The sequence below is a fragment of the Cellulophaga sp. F20128 genome (genome assembly GCF_023015805.1).
In the GTDB taxonomy this organism is placed as follows: domain Bacteria; phylum Bacteroidota; class Bacteroidia; order Flavobacteriales; family Flavobacteriaceae; genus Cellulophaga.
Window position 1 is genome coordinate 15,995 of sequence record NZ_JALKBA010000006.1, and the last position, 15,724, is coordinate 31,718.

At 34.8% G+C, this 15,724-nt stretch carries 13 protein-coding genes and 1 pseudogene; 6 read left to right on the forward strand and 8 right to left on the reverse strand.

Translation table 11 applies throughout. The annotated features are described in order from the left end of the window. The first annotated feature begins 88 nt into the window (after nucleotides 1-88). Both MWU65_RS07690 and MWU65_RS07695 read left to right on the forward strand, forming a co-directional pair. The gene (locus MWU65_RS07690; protein WP_247076676.1) at nucleotides 89-2,065 is read left to right on the forward strand and encodes a type IX secretion system membrane protein PorP/SprF; all 1,977 of its coding nucleotides are present in this window, start codon (nucleotides 89-91) and stop codon (nucleotides 2,063-2,065) included. A 784-nt stretch (nucleotides 2,066-2,849) separates the two neighbouring features. Then, nucleotides 2,850-3,479: a response regulator transcription factor gene (locus tag MWU65_RS07695; protein WP_247076678.1), complete on the forward strand. Its 630-nt coding sequence runs from the start codon at nucleotides 2,850-2,852 to the stop codon at nucleotides 3,477-3,479. A 142-nt stretch (nucleotides 3,480-3,621) separates the two neighbouring features. Here MWU65_RS07695 and MWU65_RS07700 read toward each other — a convergent pair whose 3' ends face one another. The 4 genes from MWU65_RS07700 to MWU65_RS07715 form a co-directional block, all read right to left on the reverse strand. Beyond that, nucleotides 3,622-4,356 carry a hypothetical protein gene (locus MWU65_RS07700; RefSeq protein WP_247076680.1) on the reverse strand — a complete coding sequence of 245 codons (735 nt, stop codon included), beginning with the start codon at nucleotides 4,354-4,356 and terminating at the stop codon, nucleotides 3,622-3,624. A 12-nt stretch (nucleotides 4,357-4,368) separates the two neighbouring features. Beyond that, on the reverse strand, nucleotides 4,369-5,094 hold the full coding sequence (locus tag MWU65_RS07705; RefSeq protein WP_247076682.1) for a DUF3307 domain-containing protein: 726 nt from the start codon (nucleotides 5,092-5,094) through the stop codon (nucleotides 4,369-4,371). Further along, nucleotides 5,088-5,690 (reverse strand): SatD family protein, encoded by a 603-nt coding sequence (locus tag MWU65_RS07710; RefSeq protein WP_247076684.1) that lies wholly within the window; start codon nucleotides 5,688-5,690, stop codon nucleotides 5,088-5,090. Before MWU65_RS07710 ends, MWU65_RS07705 begins: the two co-directional genes overlap by 7 nt. 96 nt (nucleotides 5,691-5,786) lie before the next feature. Then, on the reverse strand, nucleotides 5,787-7,157 hold the full coding sequence (locus tag MWU65_RS07715; RefSeq protein ID WP_247076686.1) for an exonuclease domain-containing protein: 1,371 nt from the start codon (nucleotides 7,155-7,157) through the stop codon (nucleotides 5,787-5,789). A 93-nt stretch (nucleotides 7,158-7,250) separates the two neighbouring features. Between MWU65_RS07715 and MWU65_RS07720 the strand changes: the two genes are divergently transcribed. Then, entirely contained in the window at nucleotides 7,251-8,807 is a 1,557-nt protein-coding gene (locus MWU65_RS07720) for an FAD-dependent protein (RefSeq protein WP_247076688.1), read from the forward strand. 75 nt (nucleotides 8,808-8,882) lie between these two features. On the opposite strand, the gene MWU65_RS07725 is transcribed toward MWU65_RS07720, so the two are convergent. Next, nucleotides 8,883-9,035, reverse strand: coding sequence for a hypothetical protein (locus tag MWU65_RS07725; RefSeq protein WP_247076690.1), 153 nt, complete (start codon nucleotides 9,033-9,035; stop codon nucleotides 8,883-8,885). A gap of 77 nt (nucleotides 9,036-9,112) precedes the next feature. Next, nucleotides 9,113-10,246: pseudogene (locus MWU65_RS07730) on the reverse strand (MBL fold metallo-hydrolase). Between the two features lie 322 nt (nucleotides 10,247-10,568). Between MWU65_RS07730 and MWU65_RS07735 the strand changes: the two are divergent. From MWU65_RS07735 to MWU65_RS07745, 3 genes are all read left to right on the forward strand, one after another. Further along, the gene (locus tag MWU65_RS07735) at nucleotides 10,569-11,006 is read left to right on the forward strand and encodes a hypothetical protein (RefSeq protein ID WP_247076692.1); all 438 of its coding nucleotides are present in this window, start codon (nucleotides 10,569-10,571) and stop codon (nucleotides 11,004-11,006) included. Between the two features lie 171 nt (nucleotides 11,007-11,177). Continuing rightward, complete coding sequence (locus MWU65_RS07740) at nucleotides 11,178-13,409, forward strand: TonB-dependent receptor plug domain-containing protein (RefSeq protein WP_247076694.1); 2,232 nt, start codon at nucleotides 11,178-11,180, stop codon at nucleotides 13,407-13,409. Nucleotides 13,410-13,534: 125 nt separating this feature from the next. After that, nucleotides 13,535-13,960, forward strand: a complete 426-nt coding sequence (locus tag MWU65_RS07745; protein WP_247076696.1) for a 3D domain-containing protein — start codon at nucleotides 13,535-13,537, stop codon at nucleotides 13,958-13,960. Between the two features lie 6 nt (nucleotides 13,961-13,966). Here the strand turns inward: MWU65_RS07745 and MWU65_RS07750 are convergent, their stop codons facing one another. Beyond that, nucleotides 13,967-14,848, reverse strand: coding sequence for a sterol desaturase family protein (locus MWU65_RS07750; protein WP_247076698.1), 882 nt, complete (start codon nucleotides 14,846-14,848; stop codon nucleotides 13,967-13,969). A 110-nt stretch (nucleotides 14,849-14,958) separates the two neighbouring features. Continuing rightward, on the reverse strand, nucleotides 14,959-15,714 hold the full coding sequence (locus tag MWU65_RS07755; protein WP_247076700.1) for a GDSL-type esterase/lipase family protein: 756 nt from the start codon (nucleotides 15,712-15,714) through the stop codon (nucleotides 14,959-14,961). Between the last annotated feature and the right edge of the window lie 10 nt (nucleotides 15,715-15,724).

The following is a 15,724-nucleotide window of genomic DNA, read 5'->3' on the forward strand; positions in this document are numbered from 1 at the left end:
CCTTTAGTGCCTAGTATTGTAACCAAGAATAAATTTAAAATTCTTGAACACCATTACCCCCAGTAAACACCCCTTAATTTTTACTATTATGAAAAGTAAAATTACAGTTTCAAAAAAAACCTATATCCTAATTGCTTTATGTGTACTGCCATTTGTACAAACAATGGATGCACAGGAGACAAAAATATCAGAAACAAGTTCAAATAACACCTACCACAATCAGTTATTTTTCAACAGGTTTTTGATTAATCCTACATTTTCATTAGTAAGGGAGGATAAATCTTACTTGAACATTTTACACAGAAACCAGTACGCTACTTTTGATGATAACATTCAAAACTACTTTATAGGTTTTAGTAATAGAATTAATGACAATACTGCCTTTGGTATCGGTATTTATAGTCAATGGGCAGGTGTTGTACAAGAATTTGGGTTTAATGCCAATTATGCAACTGCGGTTAAGTTAGGCGAAAAAAGCAAACTAACCTTTGGTGCTAATGTTACCTACTTTAATGAAGGATTAGATAAAAATAGAATTGTTGCAGAGGATAACGATACGGAGTTACAAGATGCACGCAAAGAAAGTAAAATAGCAATACAGCCTGCTGTAACCTTAACCTTAGGGAAATTTGATTTTGGTATTTATGCAAAAGATTTGGTGAAATACAACCAAACAACAGATGCTTTTTCTACCAATTTTAATGGAAAAAGTATCAAGGCTTCGTTACAATATACACATACCTTTGAATCGGCTAGAGGCTTGTTTGAAGACGCAAGACTAATGCCACTTGTACAAATTGGACAAAATGAAAATGGAAGTGTTTCCTATGTTGGATCTATTTTAATCGATTTACCACAATATGGTTGGATACAGTCTACCATAGATGATAATTACGGTTTGTCTATGGGACTTGGATTTAACCTTAGTAACAAAATGTCTTTAGGGTATTTGTTAGAAAAAGATGTGATGCAAGATAATACAGATTTAGGGTGGAACCACGAGTTATCATTGGCCTATACCTTTAAAAATAATGGTCCGGCTTTTGCCACTAGTACTGAAAAGTCTCAAGACAGCAAAATAGACGGAATCATTAAAAATTATGAAGAGCAGATTTTAGCACTTATCGCTAATCAAAAAAAGTCATCTAATGAGAATAAATCGCAAATAGATGCTATTATAGAAAAGTATGAAACCCAGATATCGGCCTTAAATACTTCTAAACCGAATACAACTAAAAATAACTTCACAACCACCAAGAAAACTAGTATAGATAGTCCAGAACACTTTGCATATAGCCATAAGACAGTGCCTTCCACAAACAAAATAGAAGATAAGTTCAATGACATAGTTGAAAATTTTGAATCCCATAGTGTCACCTTAAATACAAAGAAGAAAAATTCTAAACGCAGCAACAAATCAGCTAAAAAAGAGAAGGTTACAGACATGTCTGCTGCTGAAACTAGCTATAAGGAAGATATTGCCGCTTTGGCATATGAAAATAGACTTATTCTAGACGAGCTTATTTTAAGACAAGATTCTATTGAAAACGCACGTAGTTCAGAATTAGAAAAAAAGTTTGAAACCATTGTACGAATATTAAGAAATGAAGTAAAGGCAAATAGTAATACGCAAGAACCAAATGCGGTTCAAAATACGGAAGTGGCAGACAATACGGCGGTACCTACAAAGGCTAAGACCGTAAGTGGTATAGCGCATCAAAAATTCTTAAAACTTCCTTTAAAGGTTATCAATCAATCTGAGGAAAGCGGTGTAGAAGCAGGTTATTATGTTATTGCCAATGTTTATAAAACTAAAAAGTATTTGGACGCTTTCATGAAAAACCTAAAGGAACAGGGAGTACAAGCAAAACAATTTTACAATAAAGAAAATGGTTTGTACTATGTATACTTAGCCGATTACAACTATATAAAAGATGCAGAGTCTGCATATGCTACAAATTTAGATGGTAAATATCAAGACGAAAAATGGATCCTAAAAGTAGATAAGATTTCTGTTGCTAGACCTTCAACAACGGCAACAGCTTCTAATATCTACGAGGATTAAAGATTTAATACCTCTGCCAGGAGGAAAAATTGGTTTTCATAAGTAAATCGCATCGGGGGTTGCGGATAGTCCTAAAAGATACTGTATATAAATGTTCTTTATACGTGTCTTTTGGGCTATTAATTTTAACACAATGATGTAGTTCATCTAAAAAATGCTTTTTTACAATTTTTAGGACTACACTTTAAAACAAAAAACAAACTTGTAGTAAGTATTTGATATCTAATGAATTAATATATAAAAATAAATAAATTTTGTTTCATAAATCTATTTGTGGGGAATTTTCCTACAAATAATGTTTGTTTGGTAACTCTATTTTTATATCTTTATTATAAATAGTTTAAAAACCATATTAATAAATTAGAAAAAAATAGCCTAAAACGCTGTTTTATCAACACCCCAAAATCCCAATCTTATGAAAAAAAATTACTCCCTACAAAAGAACAAAAAAGGTACCGAACTTCACGTACACACCACAAAATATTTCCAATTATCCAAGGGAATATTTCTCTTTTAAATTAGTGATTCCTTTTTATTAAAAAATAAGACAAAACATACCTTTCTATACATACTAAGATTTTTTGGTAGTGACCTTTTAGTGCCTTAATTCTAGTTCATATAGTGGGTAAAACCTACTTAATTATTTCTATTGATAATTGAGCCAAGCCTTGTTATGCCTTATTTTTAAAGAGAAAGCATTACTAAACCCCAAATTTTACCCCTAATTTTAACCGTGTCCATACATTGCTAAAAACAATTGTGTGTCACAAAACCCCATTTACTTATGAAACCTACTATTTTAAAAATTATCGTTATAGACAACGATCCAAAATTTCACGAAACCTACCGCAATTACTTTAGCAGGTATGTAGATTATGATTTAAAAGGCATATTTAAAAATGCCAAAGAGGCTTTACAAGCCTTTGATAATATTCAGCCCGATATTATTATTTCTGAAGTTTCTATTTCTGAACTTGGAGGAGTTGAAGGTGTTCGTTTGTTTCGGAAAAAAGCTGCAAACATTAAAATTTTAGTTGTAAGTGCTCAAAGCGAATTTACACTAATTAAAAGGGCTTTTAAAAATGGATCCAATGGTTATTTAACCAAACCCATAAATAAAGACCGATTGTATGATGCTTTAAACTCTATAAAGGACGAAGGTGTTGCTATGAGCAATGATATTGCAAAAAAAGTAATTGCTATGTTTCAAAGAAAATCATACAGTGCTTTTTCTAAGAGGGAAAATCAAATTATAGATTATTTATGTGAGGGTGAAACCTATAAAACCATTGCCGATAAATTATTTGTAACCCCCAGTGCCGTAAATTTTCACATTCAGAATATTTATTTAAAATTAGATGTTAACTCAAAGTCTGAAGCACTTGAAAAACTAAGACTTTTAGATTGTGCGTAGCAAATGGGCTAGCTTAACAACGACGTACCGCTTATGGTTTCCTATACTATGGAATAATTGGTGTACAACTTATTTTTGATTGCCCATTTTTACCATCAAAGCCCTTGAAATTGATTATTTTTTTTCAGGGGTTTTGTCTTTCTTAATCTTTAAATATGGTTTCACCCTTTACCAACCAAGATATCCCAAAACACTCTATAGCAAGTGTTTCCATCCAAAAGGTTATGTGGTTATCTCGATATACATCCTCAGGAATCACATTTACTAAACCCAATAAAATAATTAAAAGCGCCAATACCATCACCACACCACAAAATTTATAAATAATATTACGGATATTTTTCTCTTTGGTCCGTTTTTCCTTGGGTTTATCTGATCTGGTAAAAATAAAAAATGCCATATAATTTAAACTCAATAAAAATACCGCGGCTGCAAAGTAATGAAACCGTACGCGCCAAGTATTATCTTGTATATAAGTTACACTATAGGCGGCATCTGCATCACAACATGTAAGTGCAATATTATCAGTAGGAAATAGCAGTAGTACTATAGCAAACAAACCAGCGGTAAAAGAAACGTAGAAATCTATAGGTTCTTTCCCTTTATAAACCATTAGAAATATTGCCAGAATACTAACTACTATAATAAAAATTGGGTTTGCCCGGGTGTAATAATAATGGCTTATAGATTCTAAAGGGCTTGTATGTCCTGAAGACACCCAAAGAAAAATAAAAAGTGAAATGGGCAATAAAACCCCCAATACACCTATTAACTTCCGTAAGGTTTGGGTATTGGTTAACCAAATATCATCATCGCTCTTATAATCTATTTTTAAAAGACTATTTACTTTAGAGGTTGCTGTTTTTTTTTGTTCCATAACAAGGGTCTATTACATCGTTTCTGGCAATAAGGTACGTACATAGGTATAGCACAAGGCAATACCTATGGCCAAGCCAAAACTTAAGAGGGTGCCTATTAAAATGTATTCCGTGAGCTTGCGGTCGTTTGCTTTTGATAAATCCCCAAATCGAAATACAGATTTTGCAGTTAATAAAAACCCAATGCCACTCCACTGTCCTAAAACAATAAACATAAAAATAAACAAGCGTTCCAGTACACCGATGTAGGCACCAGCATTTTTTAATGATTTTTTATCACTGTTTTCCAATTTCCACCGAGAAACTATTACTTTCATTAAAATTGATGACACACTAGTAACCAGTAGGATAGCAATTGTAAAAAGTAAAATTTCAGGAGAAAAAAGAGAAGCAAACGTAAAATTAAAAGGTATGTAATAAGACACTACTCCAAATAATACCAATAAATGCAGTAGTTGGTCTGTAAAAAACAGCACCCTTGCATTGTTTTTTTTATGGATAATTAATTTTCCTAAATCGATAAAAAAATGCGATATGACAACCACGCCAATACCTAAAAAATAGGCGGAATTAAATTTTAAAAGTACCAATAACGCCAACAAATGTATTAACATATGCCAATACAAATAGGGCGATTTATATTTCTTTTTTTGTTTGTCTTTTATCCATTTATTCGGTTGTAAAACAAAATCTCCTAGTAGGTGTGCTAGAATAAATTTTAGGGCAAGTACTAACATAACTTTTGTATTTGTTGGTTGTAGTAATCTAGTATTTTTTCTATTTCATCAAAACCTGCTCTTTTTAAGCCGGCACTTATATTGCTCTGCTTTTTAGCTAATTTTTTAGCGAGGTCTTTTTGTGTAGTGTTTGGATTTGCTAAGCTTTCCTTTATGATGAGTGCATAGTTTGGCGTCCAGTTGTTAATGGTAAGTCCGGCGACATCTAGTAATAAGTTAATCACCACATTAAAGTCGTTCCAAGGTGTTTTTATAGCTAGGGTTTGTTTTTTTAACCCTTCAAAACATTCGCCTGAATTTACATAGGCCGTACCATTAGATTCTGTTACTTTCTCTGCTTGGTAGTCTTCTTCTCCAATTCCAATGGCCATTCTAACATCTAAATTTTTAAATTGCTTTAAGGCCGACTTAATATGCAATACTGTGATTAGCGCTTGTTTGGGTGTGGTTTTTATTTGAAAACTATCGCCCCTATAAATTTCCCAATCTTTTGGTTGGCTCCCAATCTGATCTAACTCTTGTTTAAGTACAGGCATCCAAAGCGCCACATCTTCTAACCTAGAATTGATGATATCGCCAGTAATTATTGCAACCATAGTGTTGTTTTTATCAAATATATGTCTTTATGCATATATTTGCAAATATATTCAAAATTGCATATAATTTAAAATATATGCTCAACGTTATATATTTCAATTTTCAATACTGACGCTCTCATTATCTTTATTTTGCCTTAAATAACTTTTAATGATTTTTTGTACATCCGTATTGTCTTGTTTTGGAGTAATATGAGCGGCGTATTCTTCTAAGGTTGCTATTCGTTTTTTAGCCTTTACATATCCAAAACCTTGGTAAATTCCATTTTCTATTAAAACGATAGCTCGTTCATCTTTATCCCTTCCAATGTCTTTAATTAGGTATGTTGTAATATTACCAGACGTTAAGCGTAAGGCCTCTAAAGCCCTTTCGTTATAGGAGCTTACGCTTTCTAAATCCCTGCAAACACCTTTACAGCTTTTAATATGATAATGAAAACAAGCCCCCGTAATTTGTTGCAAATTGCAATACCTAGGGCAAAGCTCATATTCTTCGCATAATTTCTCTAAGAAGGCCCTGCATTCTGTCTGATTGTAAAATTTAAATAAAGGGTTTTGCAATGCTGTAAGTTTATTATACACAATATGCAGTATACCTTTACGATCTATATAAGTACCAACACCATAACTGTAACGCACTCTTTTTTGGGCTCTATTGTGTTTTGGGTACTGCTTTTTAATTTCATCAGACTCTAATAACAAGGCTACGAGTTCACTACCCGTTTCTGTATATACAATGTCTGCCGTTTCAAAGCAAAGCTTTTGTTCTTTGTTTGTTTTACTGTATATATGACTTAGCACCCGTTGTTTAATGTCCTTTGCTTTACCCACATATATTATTTTACCATTTACATCTTTAAAATAATACACCCCTGTAGTATTTGGTAAGGCATCAATAACAGCTTTTGGCAGCAGTGGTGGTAAGGTTGCCTGTCTAGATTTTGGATTTAAAAAAGATTCAAAAATACCATCCTTGTCTAAATCCAACAATTTTTTAAGTAAGATAACAGTAGCTTCTGCATCTCCCCTAGCCCTATGCCTGCCATGAATGGTGATTCCTAAACTCGTACACAATGCACCTAGACTATAACTTTGCTGGCCTTGAATTAACTTTCTAGACAAACGAACGGTACAAAGTTTTTTGCGTTTAAACTCCGCTCCTAAAGACGTTAATTCTTCTTTTATAATATTATAATCGAAATTAACATTGTGGGCTACAAAAATACAACCCTCCGTATATTCTAAAACTTCTTGTGCTATTTCATAAAATTTAGGAGCGGTACGCACCATATTGTCCGTAATCCCCGTAAGTTGAGAAATTCTATAATTAATAGAAACCTCAGGGTTTACCAAGGAAGTAAATTCCTTTACCACCTTTTCGCCATCAAAAACAAAAATGGAAATTTCGGTTATTTTATTATCATCACCACGCAATCCTGTGGTTTCTATATCTACTACTGCGTACATAAAAAGCAACTTTATACTAGCTGTAGCTAAAGATATTGTAATTTATTTAAAGACAGAAAATAGAAGTTCTATTAAATCGACTATTTTTGCAGTATGGTAAGAAACATTCAGCTTAGAACAACATTATTAGAAGAGCCGGTAGAAGGAATTCTAAAACGCAAAGCTGCAAAATATTTAGGCATTCCAATTGAAGAAATTACAGCTGTAAAAGTAGCCCGTAAATCTATTGACGCCCGTAAGTCTACCATTTATTTTAACTATAAAGTATCTGTATACATCAAAGAACCTGCACCAGAAAGCAACAAATATTCGTTTGAGTATAAGGATGTTTCCAATGCCAAAGAAATACATATCATAGGATTTGGTCCTGCCGGTATGTATGCCGCCTTACGCTGCTTAGAATTAGGATTTAGACCCATAGTATTAGAACGCGGTAAAAACGTACAAGATAGAAGGCGCGATTTAAAAGCCATTAACCAAGAGCATATTGTAAACGAAGATTCTAATTACTGTTTTGGTGAAGGTGGTGCCGGCACCTATTCGGATGGGAAACTATACACTCGGAGTCTTAAACGCGGGGATGTACGCAAGATTTTTGAAAACTTGGTGTATCACGGCGCCACAGAACAAATTTTAGTAGATGCCCACCCACATATTGGCACCAACAAACTACCAAAATTGGTGCAAAACATTCGGGAAAACATTATAAAACATGGTGGTGAAGTACATTTTGATACCAAGGTGGTCGATTTCGACATCAAAAACAACACCCTAAAAGCCATTGTCTTGGAAAATGGTAATGAAATGGCGGTAAACAGCGTTATTCTGGCCACTGGACATTCTGCCAGAGATATTTATTACCTATTGCATAAAAAAGAGATTGCCTTACAGGCAAAATCGTTTGCTATGGGGGTACGGATAGAACATCCACAACACATTATAGACAGTATACAATACCATTGCAGCGGGGATCGTAATGAATTATTGCCTGCAGCTGCTTATAGTTTGGTAGAACAGGTAAAAGATAGAGGGGTGTATTCTTTTTGCATGTGTCCCGGCGGTTTTATAGTACCGGCAGCAACTGCTCCAGGAGAGGTCGTTGTAAACGGAATGTCACCTTCAAGGCGCAATAACCTCTTTGCAAATTCTGGGATTGTCGTAGAAATTAATATTGATGAAGATATCCCCAAATACAACCACTTTGGAGCTTTAAAGGGATTGGAGTATCAAAAGGATTTGGAACGTTTGGCCTTTACGGCTGGAGGAAGAAGTCAAGTTGCTCCAGCACAACGTTTAACCGATTTTGTAGATGGTAAGTTATCAACCAATTTAAATGAAACCTCCTACCAACCTGGCCTAAAGTCGGCTCCCCTACACTCCCTATTGCCAAAACTAATAGGAAGTAGATTGCGAGGCGGTTTTAAAGCTTTTGGGGATAAAATGAATGGGTATTATACGGCTGAAGCGAATATTATAGGAGTGGAATCTAGAACCTCATCGCCAGTAAATATTCCTCGAAATGAAAAATTAGAGCATCCAGAAATTAAAGGTTTATTCCCTTGTGGCGAAGGCGGAGGCTATGCTGGTGGTATAATTTCAGCTGCTATGGATGGTGAGCGCTGTGCTGAGGCAGCCACCTTTGGCCTTTAGCGAAGAGCTCGTTGTTCTATTATAGGTGCTTTGGAAACCACCCTACTTTAGACGTACAGCCTTTACCTTATGCTTTCACTCCCCTTTCTCTTGTGCTTTTTTAATAATAGCTTTAAGGCGTTCTTTCCGTAAAGCTTCTTCTTTTTTCTTTTTATTAATCTTCTGTGCCATTAACTTAGAATGCTTTGCCTTATTAGAGGTGTTTTTTTCTCTTCCTGTCTTTGCCATACCCTATTTCTTCTAATTCTTAAATTCACACGATATCATTTAGTGTGCTGAATCCTTTTAATCCCTATAAAACGTAATTACAGCCCTTTCCACCACGGAGAAAAGGTAGTTATTGTGTCTTTTACAACTATTTCTGCTCCAATTTCTGGGGTAATTACTTCTAGATTCAATTCGCTCGCTTTTGCCTGTACACGAGTTATAGGATCTGTCCATTCATGCAAAGCCAATTTAAATCCCGCCCAATGTATAGGCATTATTTTCTTTGCCTGTACATCAATGCCTGCCTGTGCGGTTTCTTCTGGCATCATGTGAATATCTGACCACATTTGGTTGTATTGTCCGCATTCTAGCAAGGCAATATCAAAAGGACCATAGGCATCCCCAATTTCTTTAAAGTGTGGTGCATAGCCACTATCACCGCTAAAATAGATATTATCGTTCTTAGATTGTATCACCCAAGAACTCCATAGCGTACTTTGACCACTACTAAAACTTCTTCCTGAAAAATGTTGCGCAGGGGTACATACTAGGGTGATGTCTTTAAACTGTGTTTCTTGCCACCAATCCAATTCTGTTATTTTAGTGGCAGATATGCCCCAAGCCTCTAAATGCACTCCCAATCCCAACGGTACTTAATAGTGCCCCACTTTATCCTTTATTTTTACAATGGTCTCATAGTCTAGATGGTCGTAATGATCATGTGAAAAGATTACCGCATCAATTTGAGGTAAGGCTGCTATTGCAATGGGAAATTCTGTATTAAACCGATTACCCCCCAACAACGGATGTGGGGCTGCGACCTTGCCAAACATTGGATCTAACAAAATAGTCTTCCCTTCTATTTGCAATAAAAAAGATGAATGTCCAAACCAAACCAATCGCGTTTTCCCCGAATAATTTGCCAAATTACTAGTGTCTATTTTTGTGACTTTTAAATCTTCTTTTGGCCTAGCGTTGGGTACTTTGGTTGTAAAAAATGCATAGGCAACATTTAAGGTTTCCTTAAAACTCAGGTCCTTTGGAACTGGTTTTGTATTATTAAATTTTCCATTGTCAAATTGTTTTGAATGTTGGTATGTAAGTTGACGTTCTATGGAAATAGAACCCCCAAAACTTGGATAGAAACTGGTAAATAGAAAATACGCAATTATGAGCAAACAAACTATAGCAATAATTGTAATCATTGTTCTTTTTAAAATTAATTTAAACATTGTGTTTTTTAAGTTAATGCCTCACCATATTGTCAGACATTTCAGCTATAAATAATTTGCGAATGCTTTCAAAATATTGCGCAAGATAAGTTTATTAGACCCCTTTTCTGACTTTTACAGCATCCTTTTTATGGCCGAAACCCCTTATTAACAACCTATTTTAGAAATAACCCCCATTAAAATTGATACTCTTTTAAACTTTTTTAAAACCCTAAGAAAGATTTTCTCGTTAGTACGGTAAGAATGTATAAGTTTTTATAGTTTTGATTCCTGCAGAATTACACATTTATAAATAATAGATTTAAGAGCTGAAAAGCAAAAAATGAGAAGCATAAAACTACATATCATCAAATCCATAGCCATTGGCATTGGCTTATTGTATGTGCTTCATCCGCTGCAAAACCAAATACAAAGTGGACTACACGCCATTGCTCATGTTATAGATACCTCAACGACGATTAACCATCATCACTCGCATACACATACAAATTCAACAACCCTTCATTCTCATTTAAGTGAAGGCACACACGAACACCAGTTTATCACCTTTTTTAACGATCTTTTTGGAGCTTCTGATACAAGTGGTACAGCGACATTCGTTTATGACAATTCTATTGATAAACACATTGTAAATCAGTTCTATTTTACAGTAATAAAACACACTACGCCAACAATTTCCTTTTTTTATAGAAGTCCAGATAAAACCTCTAACGGTTATTTGACATCTCTGGATAAACCTCCACAAAGCATAGACGCCTAACAGCTGTTTTTAATTTAAAAAACAGAAAAACAATTAGTTTAAAAAAGAATGCTATTATAATGTAGGCTTATGTATGCCTATAGCTCATTAACATTCTTTATTTCTCAGTATCCTGATATGCTTTATATCTAAAGTGTATATAGCGGCATACGCTTATAAAAAAACGAATAAATGAAAAATTATATCCTATTATATCTATTTCTTGCCACTTTTATTAGCCTACAGGCTCATGAATTAAACGGCACCATAATTTCAGATAAAAGCACACCATTAGAAGGTGTTGGTGTCTATAATAAAACAACAGGTAGCTACACTTACTCCAATGTATCTGGTTATTTTGAATTGGATGATATTTCAGAAAATGATACCATCTTCTTTTACAATCTTGGTTATGCTACCAAACAAATTACAATTTCAGAGCGCGATTTAAATAGTACCATATCAATACAAATGCAAGAAACGGAGGTGTCTTTAGATCAAGTAGTTTTGGTTTCTAAAGTAAATACTCTGAGTACCTTTTTAAATGTTGATGTCAAGGCAAATCCGGTGAAATCTTCACAAGAAATATTGCGTAAAGTACCTGGGCTAATTATTGGTCAACATGCCGGTGGTGGCAAGGCTGAACAAATATTTTTACGAGGTTTCGATATTGATCATGGTACAGACATTGCCATAAGCGTAGACGGTTTGCCTGTAAATATGGTATCGCATGCGCACGGACAGGGGTATGCCGATATGCACTTTATAATTCCAGAAACAGTAGACAATATAGATTTTGGAAAAGGTCCCTATTATGCCAATATTGGCAACTTTAACACCGCGGGATACGTGAACCTAAAAACAATGAAAAAACTAGACAAAAACTTGATTTCTGTAGAAGCGGGTCAATTTAACAGCTTACGTGCGGTAAGCATGTTAAAATTACTGGAAGAAGATCAAAACAATGCCTACCTAGCGTCTGAGTTGGTGTTAACGGATGGTGTTTTTGAATCACCCCAAAATTTTAATAGGATAAACCTAATGGGGCGTTACAATTTTAACAATTATAAAGACCAAGAATTCACTATTACTGCCAGTCATTTTCAAAGCAAATGGGACGCTTCCGGACAAATACCTCAGCGAGCTGTGGACCAAGGTCTTATTGGCAGGTTTGGAGCTATAGACGATACCGAGGGCGGTAAAACAAGTAGGTCTAACCTATGGTTTAATCATACGAAGCAGTATAACAAGCACGAGTCCTTAAGTTCTAAAGCCTATGTTTCTAATTATAATTTTGAGTTGTTCTCTAACTTTACTTTCTTCTTGGAAGACCCCATAAACGGTGATCAGATCAAACAAAAGGAAGCGCGTAGTATTTTTGGAGCAGAATCTGTTTATGCACGCAGCTTTCATATTGGTGATCACAACTCCCAATTAAAACTAGAGGCCGGTTCTGGGTTTCGATATGATGCTATAACTGATGTAGAACTATCACATACCCTAAACAGAAAAACAACCCTTGAAACCTTTGCCTTAGGAGATATTGATGAAGTAAATATGTATGGTTTTATCAATGCTACCTACAAAAGAAACAAATGGACCATTAACCCTGGTGTTCGCATCGATTATTTTAAGAATGATTATGTTGATAAAATCCCTGAGGTTTATACCAGTAAAAGTGAAGACAAAGCTTTTGTTAGTCCCAAGTTAAATTTTATTTATGCAGCTTCTCATAAGGTGCAGTTATTCTTAAAATCTGGTATTGGATTTCATTCTAATGATACCCGGGTGGTTACAGCCAATACTGGCAGGGAAATATTACCCGCTGCTTTTGGTAATGATCTAGGTGTACTTTTGAAACCATCATCTAACTTATTGATTAATGCCTCCTTATGGAGTTTGTTCTTAGAGCAGGAGTTTGTCTATGTAGGTGATGCAGGAATTGTAGAACCCAGTGGTAAAACACAACGTTATGGGATAGATGTAGGATTTAGATACAATCTATCCGATCATTTTTATTTGTTTAGTGATCTTAATTACGCCCATGCCCGAAGTACAGAAGACCCAGATGGAGAAAATTATATTCCGTTAGCACCGTCTTTAACTTCCGTAGGAGGTATTACTTTTAAAAATTTATCCAAATTTTCTGGTGCCTTAAGCTACAGGTATGTGAAGGATAGACCTGCTAATGAAGACAATTCTATTGTGGCTTCTGGCTATTTTTTAACAGATTTTAATATCAACTACAATACTAAAAACTGGACTTATGGAGTTATAGTAGAGAATATGTTTGATACGGAGTGGAACGAAAGTCAGTTTGCTACTGAAACAAGGTTGTTTGATGAAGACAATGCGGTAGACGAAATTCATTTTACACCAGGAACTCCATTCTTTATAAAAGCCAAAGTTTCCGTTACTTTTTAAAAACGGCATTTTTATTGCACCCAAACCCACAGTAATTGCTGTGGGTTTATTTTCTTCCAATTGTTTCAGATTAACCACATTGTAAAAAATAACGTATATTTATTTGTCAACCTTTACGTTATTTAATGATAAAAAAACTATTTTTTATACTCTTTTGTTGCATTCTTTTCTCTTGTACTACTAAAAACAAGGAGGAGAAAAATAGCCCCTATATTTGGAAAACAATAAAGGTTAGAGCAACGGCCTATAACTCCTTGGCCTACCAAACATCATCACAGCCACAAATTGCCGCTTGGGGAGATAGTCTTAAACCTGGAATGCAATGCATTGCAGTTTCTAGAGACTTATTGGCTTTGGGACTTGAACGAAATACAGAGGTAAAATTAGCCGGCTTTACTGGTATTTTTTTGGTGAAAGATAAAATGCATTCCAAATGGCGAAACAGAATAGACATTTATATGGGTGTTGATGTAAAAAAAGCAAAAAAATGGGGTGTAAAAAAAATCAATATTTCCTATAAAGTTTTAAAAGATACTACAGAGCTGCACTAAATATTGTTATTCCCCCTTTTTATAACGGCCAAAGCCATATATATTTTGATGTACAAAATCTTTTGGAAATTGTTCGTCGCCTTCAAACCCTAACGCTATGGTTCCACTATCTTCTGGAATGTAATTGGTTTTAAATATATAGTCCCACAGGCTTAAACTAATTCCAAAATTAACACCGTATTTGCCTTCTGGCAAGGTATACGCATGATGGTATAAGTGCATCACCGGGTTATTTAAGATGTATTTTAAAGGGCCCCATGTTATTTTGATGTTGGAATGGTTAAAATGGCCGATGGCAATCGCAAAAAAGTGAACAATATATGCCTGTTCTGGTTCAAATCCGCCTAAGATCATAACGCCAAATGTTTTCAAAGGTTTGTAAAGGATATTCTCCATCCAATGGTACCGTAAATGTGCGGCAAATCCCATTTCTTTAACACTGTGATGCACTTTATGAAAATTCCATAAAAATGGAAATTTATGCAATAACACATGGGTAAACCACTGTACAAAGTCTAAGACAATAAAGAAAACCAACAATTGCAACCATGCATTCCATTCCGAAATATTGATCAACGCTAGACTTTTTGCTGTAATGCTGATATCTGTGAAGAACACAGCTAAAATTTTATAAAAACCACTGATTACAATAGAAAACAGAAAGAAATTAAAGAACATATAGAAAAAATCCAACCAAAAATCTTTGCGAAATATAGCCTGTTGTTTGCGCCAAGGAAATCCTATTTCTAAGCCCCAAACAAACAGTGAAATAAGAATAAGTCCCCAAAAGTAATTGGTATACCACGGCACATCAAAAACAATAGACTTCCACGTCCAATTTATGGTGCCTACAAATGCATTCGTAAAAGCTTCACTATATTTTTCCATTATAAATTGTCAATCCTTAGGAATCCGCTGTAACAGTCGGCTAATTTATAAATTTCCTTACTTTAGTGCACTAAGTCGTATTTATAGTGATTACTAACAAGGGACCTGTACTACTTAGCAACCATTAAACCGCTAATGATGCTGTCTAAAGCCGTAAACATCTGCATATGACCTTCTGCGTTAGGATGTAGATAATCTGGCATCAACACTCTTTTAACGTTCCCAAGACTATCTGTAAAGGTCGAACTAATATCAATATAGGTCAAGTTTTTGTTCTTTTTAGGAAATTTAGAAATAAGGGCGTTTGTTTCCTTATTCACCGTATTTCTATGGTTTGGTTTATAGCCATAGGGCAAAATGCCCATAATCACAATTTTAGTATTTGGCAGTTTTTCAGTTACAATCTCACATATTGTAGAAATACCATCTGCCAATTCTTCTGGAGTACTAATCGTTAAATAATGATTGCCATCTGTATTATTAGTTCCAATTAACAAGACGGCTACTTTTGGGTTAATATCCTCTAGTAACCCATTGTTTAACCTCCAAATCAAGTTTTCTGTCCGATCCCCAGAAATGCCCATATTTACGGTGCTGTATTTATTTAAGTACCGCTCCCATACTGGAGTACGATCTTCGTTATCTAAAGAATGAAAGATAGAATTTCCCAATAAAATTAGCTCTGGGTTTTTCTTCAAATTACTTAGAATTGCCTCGTGTCTCGCAAGCCACCATGCTCCTTCACCTTGTACCGACATGGTAGCGAGATTACCGACAACTCCTTCATTTTTGTTGTTATTCTTTTTAGGAGAACAACTCCATAGTACCACGCTTATAAGTAGTACAACACCTATTCTTTTCTTCATACATTTAATT

What these genes read in the sequence shown, in the direction of transcription:
- MWU65_RS07690 (WP_247076676.1), top strand. Translation starts at nt 89, where the DNA reads ATGAAAAGTAAAATTACAGTTTCAAAAAAAACCTATATCCTAATTGCT.
- MWU65_RS07695 (WP_247076678.1), top strand. Translation starts at nt 2,850, where the DNA reads ATGAAACCTACTATTTTAAAAATTATCGTTATAGACAACGATCCAAAA.
- MWU65_RS07700 (WP_247076680.1), bottom strand. Translation starts at nt 4,356, where the DNA reads ATGGAACAAAAAAAAACAGCAACCTCTAAAGTAAATAGTCTTTTAAAA.
- MWU65_RS07705 (WP_247076682.1), bottom strand. Translation starts at nt 5,094, where the DNA reads ATGTTAGTACTTGCCCTAAAATTTATTCTAGCACACCTACTAGGAGAT.
- MWU65_RS07710 (WP_247076684.1), bottom strand. Translation starts at nt 5,690, where the DNA reads ATGGTTGCAATAATTACTGGCGATATCATCAATTCTAGGTTAGAAGAT.
- MWU65_RS07715 (WP_247076686.1), bottom strand. Translation starts at nt 7,157, where the DNA reads ATGTACGCAGTAGTAGATATAGAAACCACAGGATTGCGTGGTGATGAT.
- MWU65_RS07720 (WP_247076688.1), top strand. Translation starts at nt 7,251, where the DNA reads ATGGTAAGAAACATTCAGCTTAGAACAACATTATTAGAAGAGCCGGTA.
- MWU65_RS07725 (WP_247076690.1), bottom strand. Translation starts at nt 9,035, where the DNA reads ATGGCAAAGACAGGAAGAGAAAAAAACACCTCTAATAAGGCAAAGCAT.
- MWU65_RS07735 (WP_247076692.1), top strand. Translation starts at nt 10,569, where the DNA reads ATGAGAAGCATAAAACTACATATCATCAAATCCATAGCCATTGGCATT.
- MWU65_RS07740 (WP_247076694.1), top strand. Translation starts at nt 11,178, where the DNA reads ATGAAAAATTATATCCTATTATATCTATTTCTTGCCACTTTTATTAGC.
- MWU65_RS07745 (WP_247076696.1), top strand. Translation starts at nt 13,535, where the DNA reads ATGATAAAAAAACTATTTTTTATACTCTTTTGTTGCATTCTTTTCTCT.
- MWU65_RS07750 (WP_247076698.1), bottom strand. Translation starts at nt 14,848, where the DNA reads ATGGAAAAATATAGTGAAGCTTTTACGAATGCATTTGTAGGCACCATA.
- MWU65_RS07755 (WP_247076700.1), bottom strand. Translation starts at nt 15,714, where the DNA reads ATGAAGAAAAGAATAGGTGTTGTACTACTTATAAGCGTGGTACTATGG.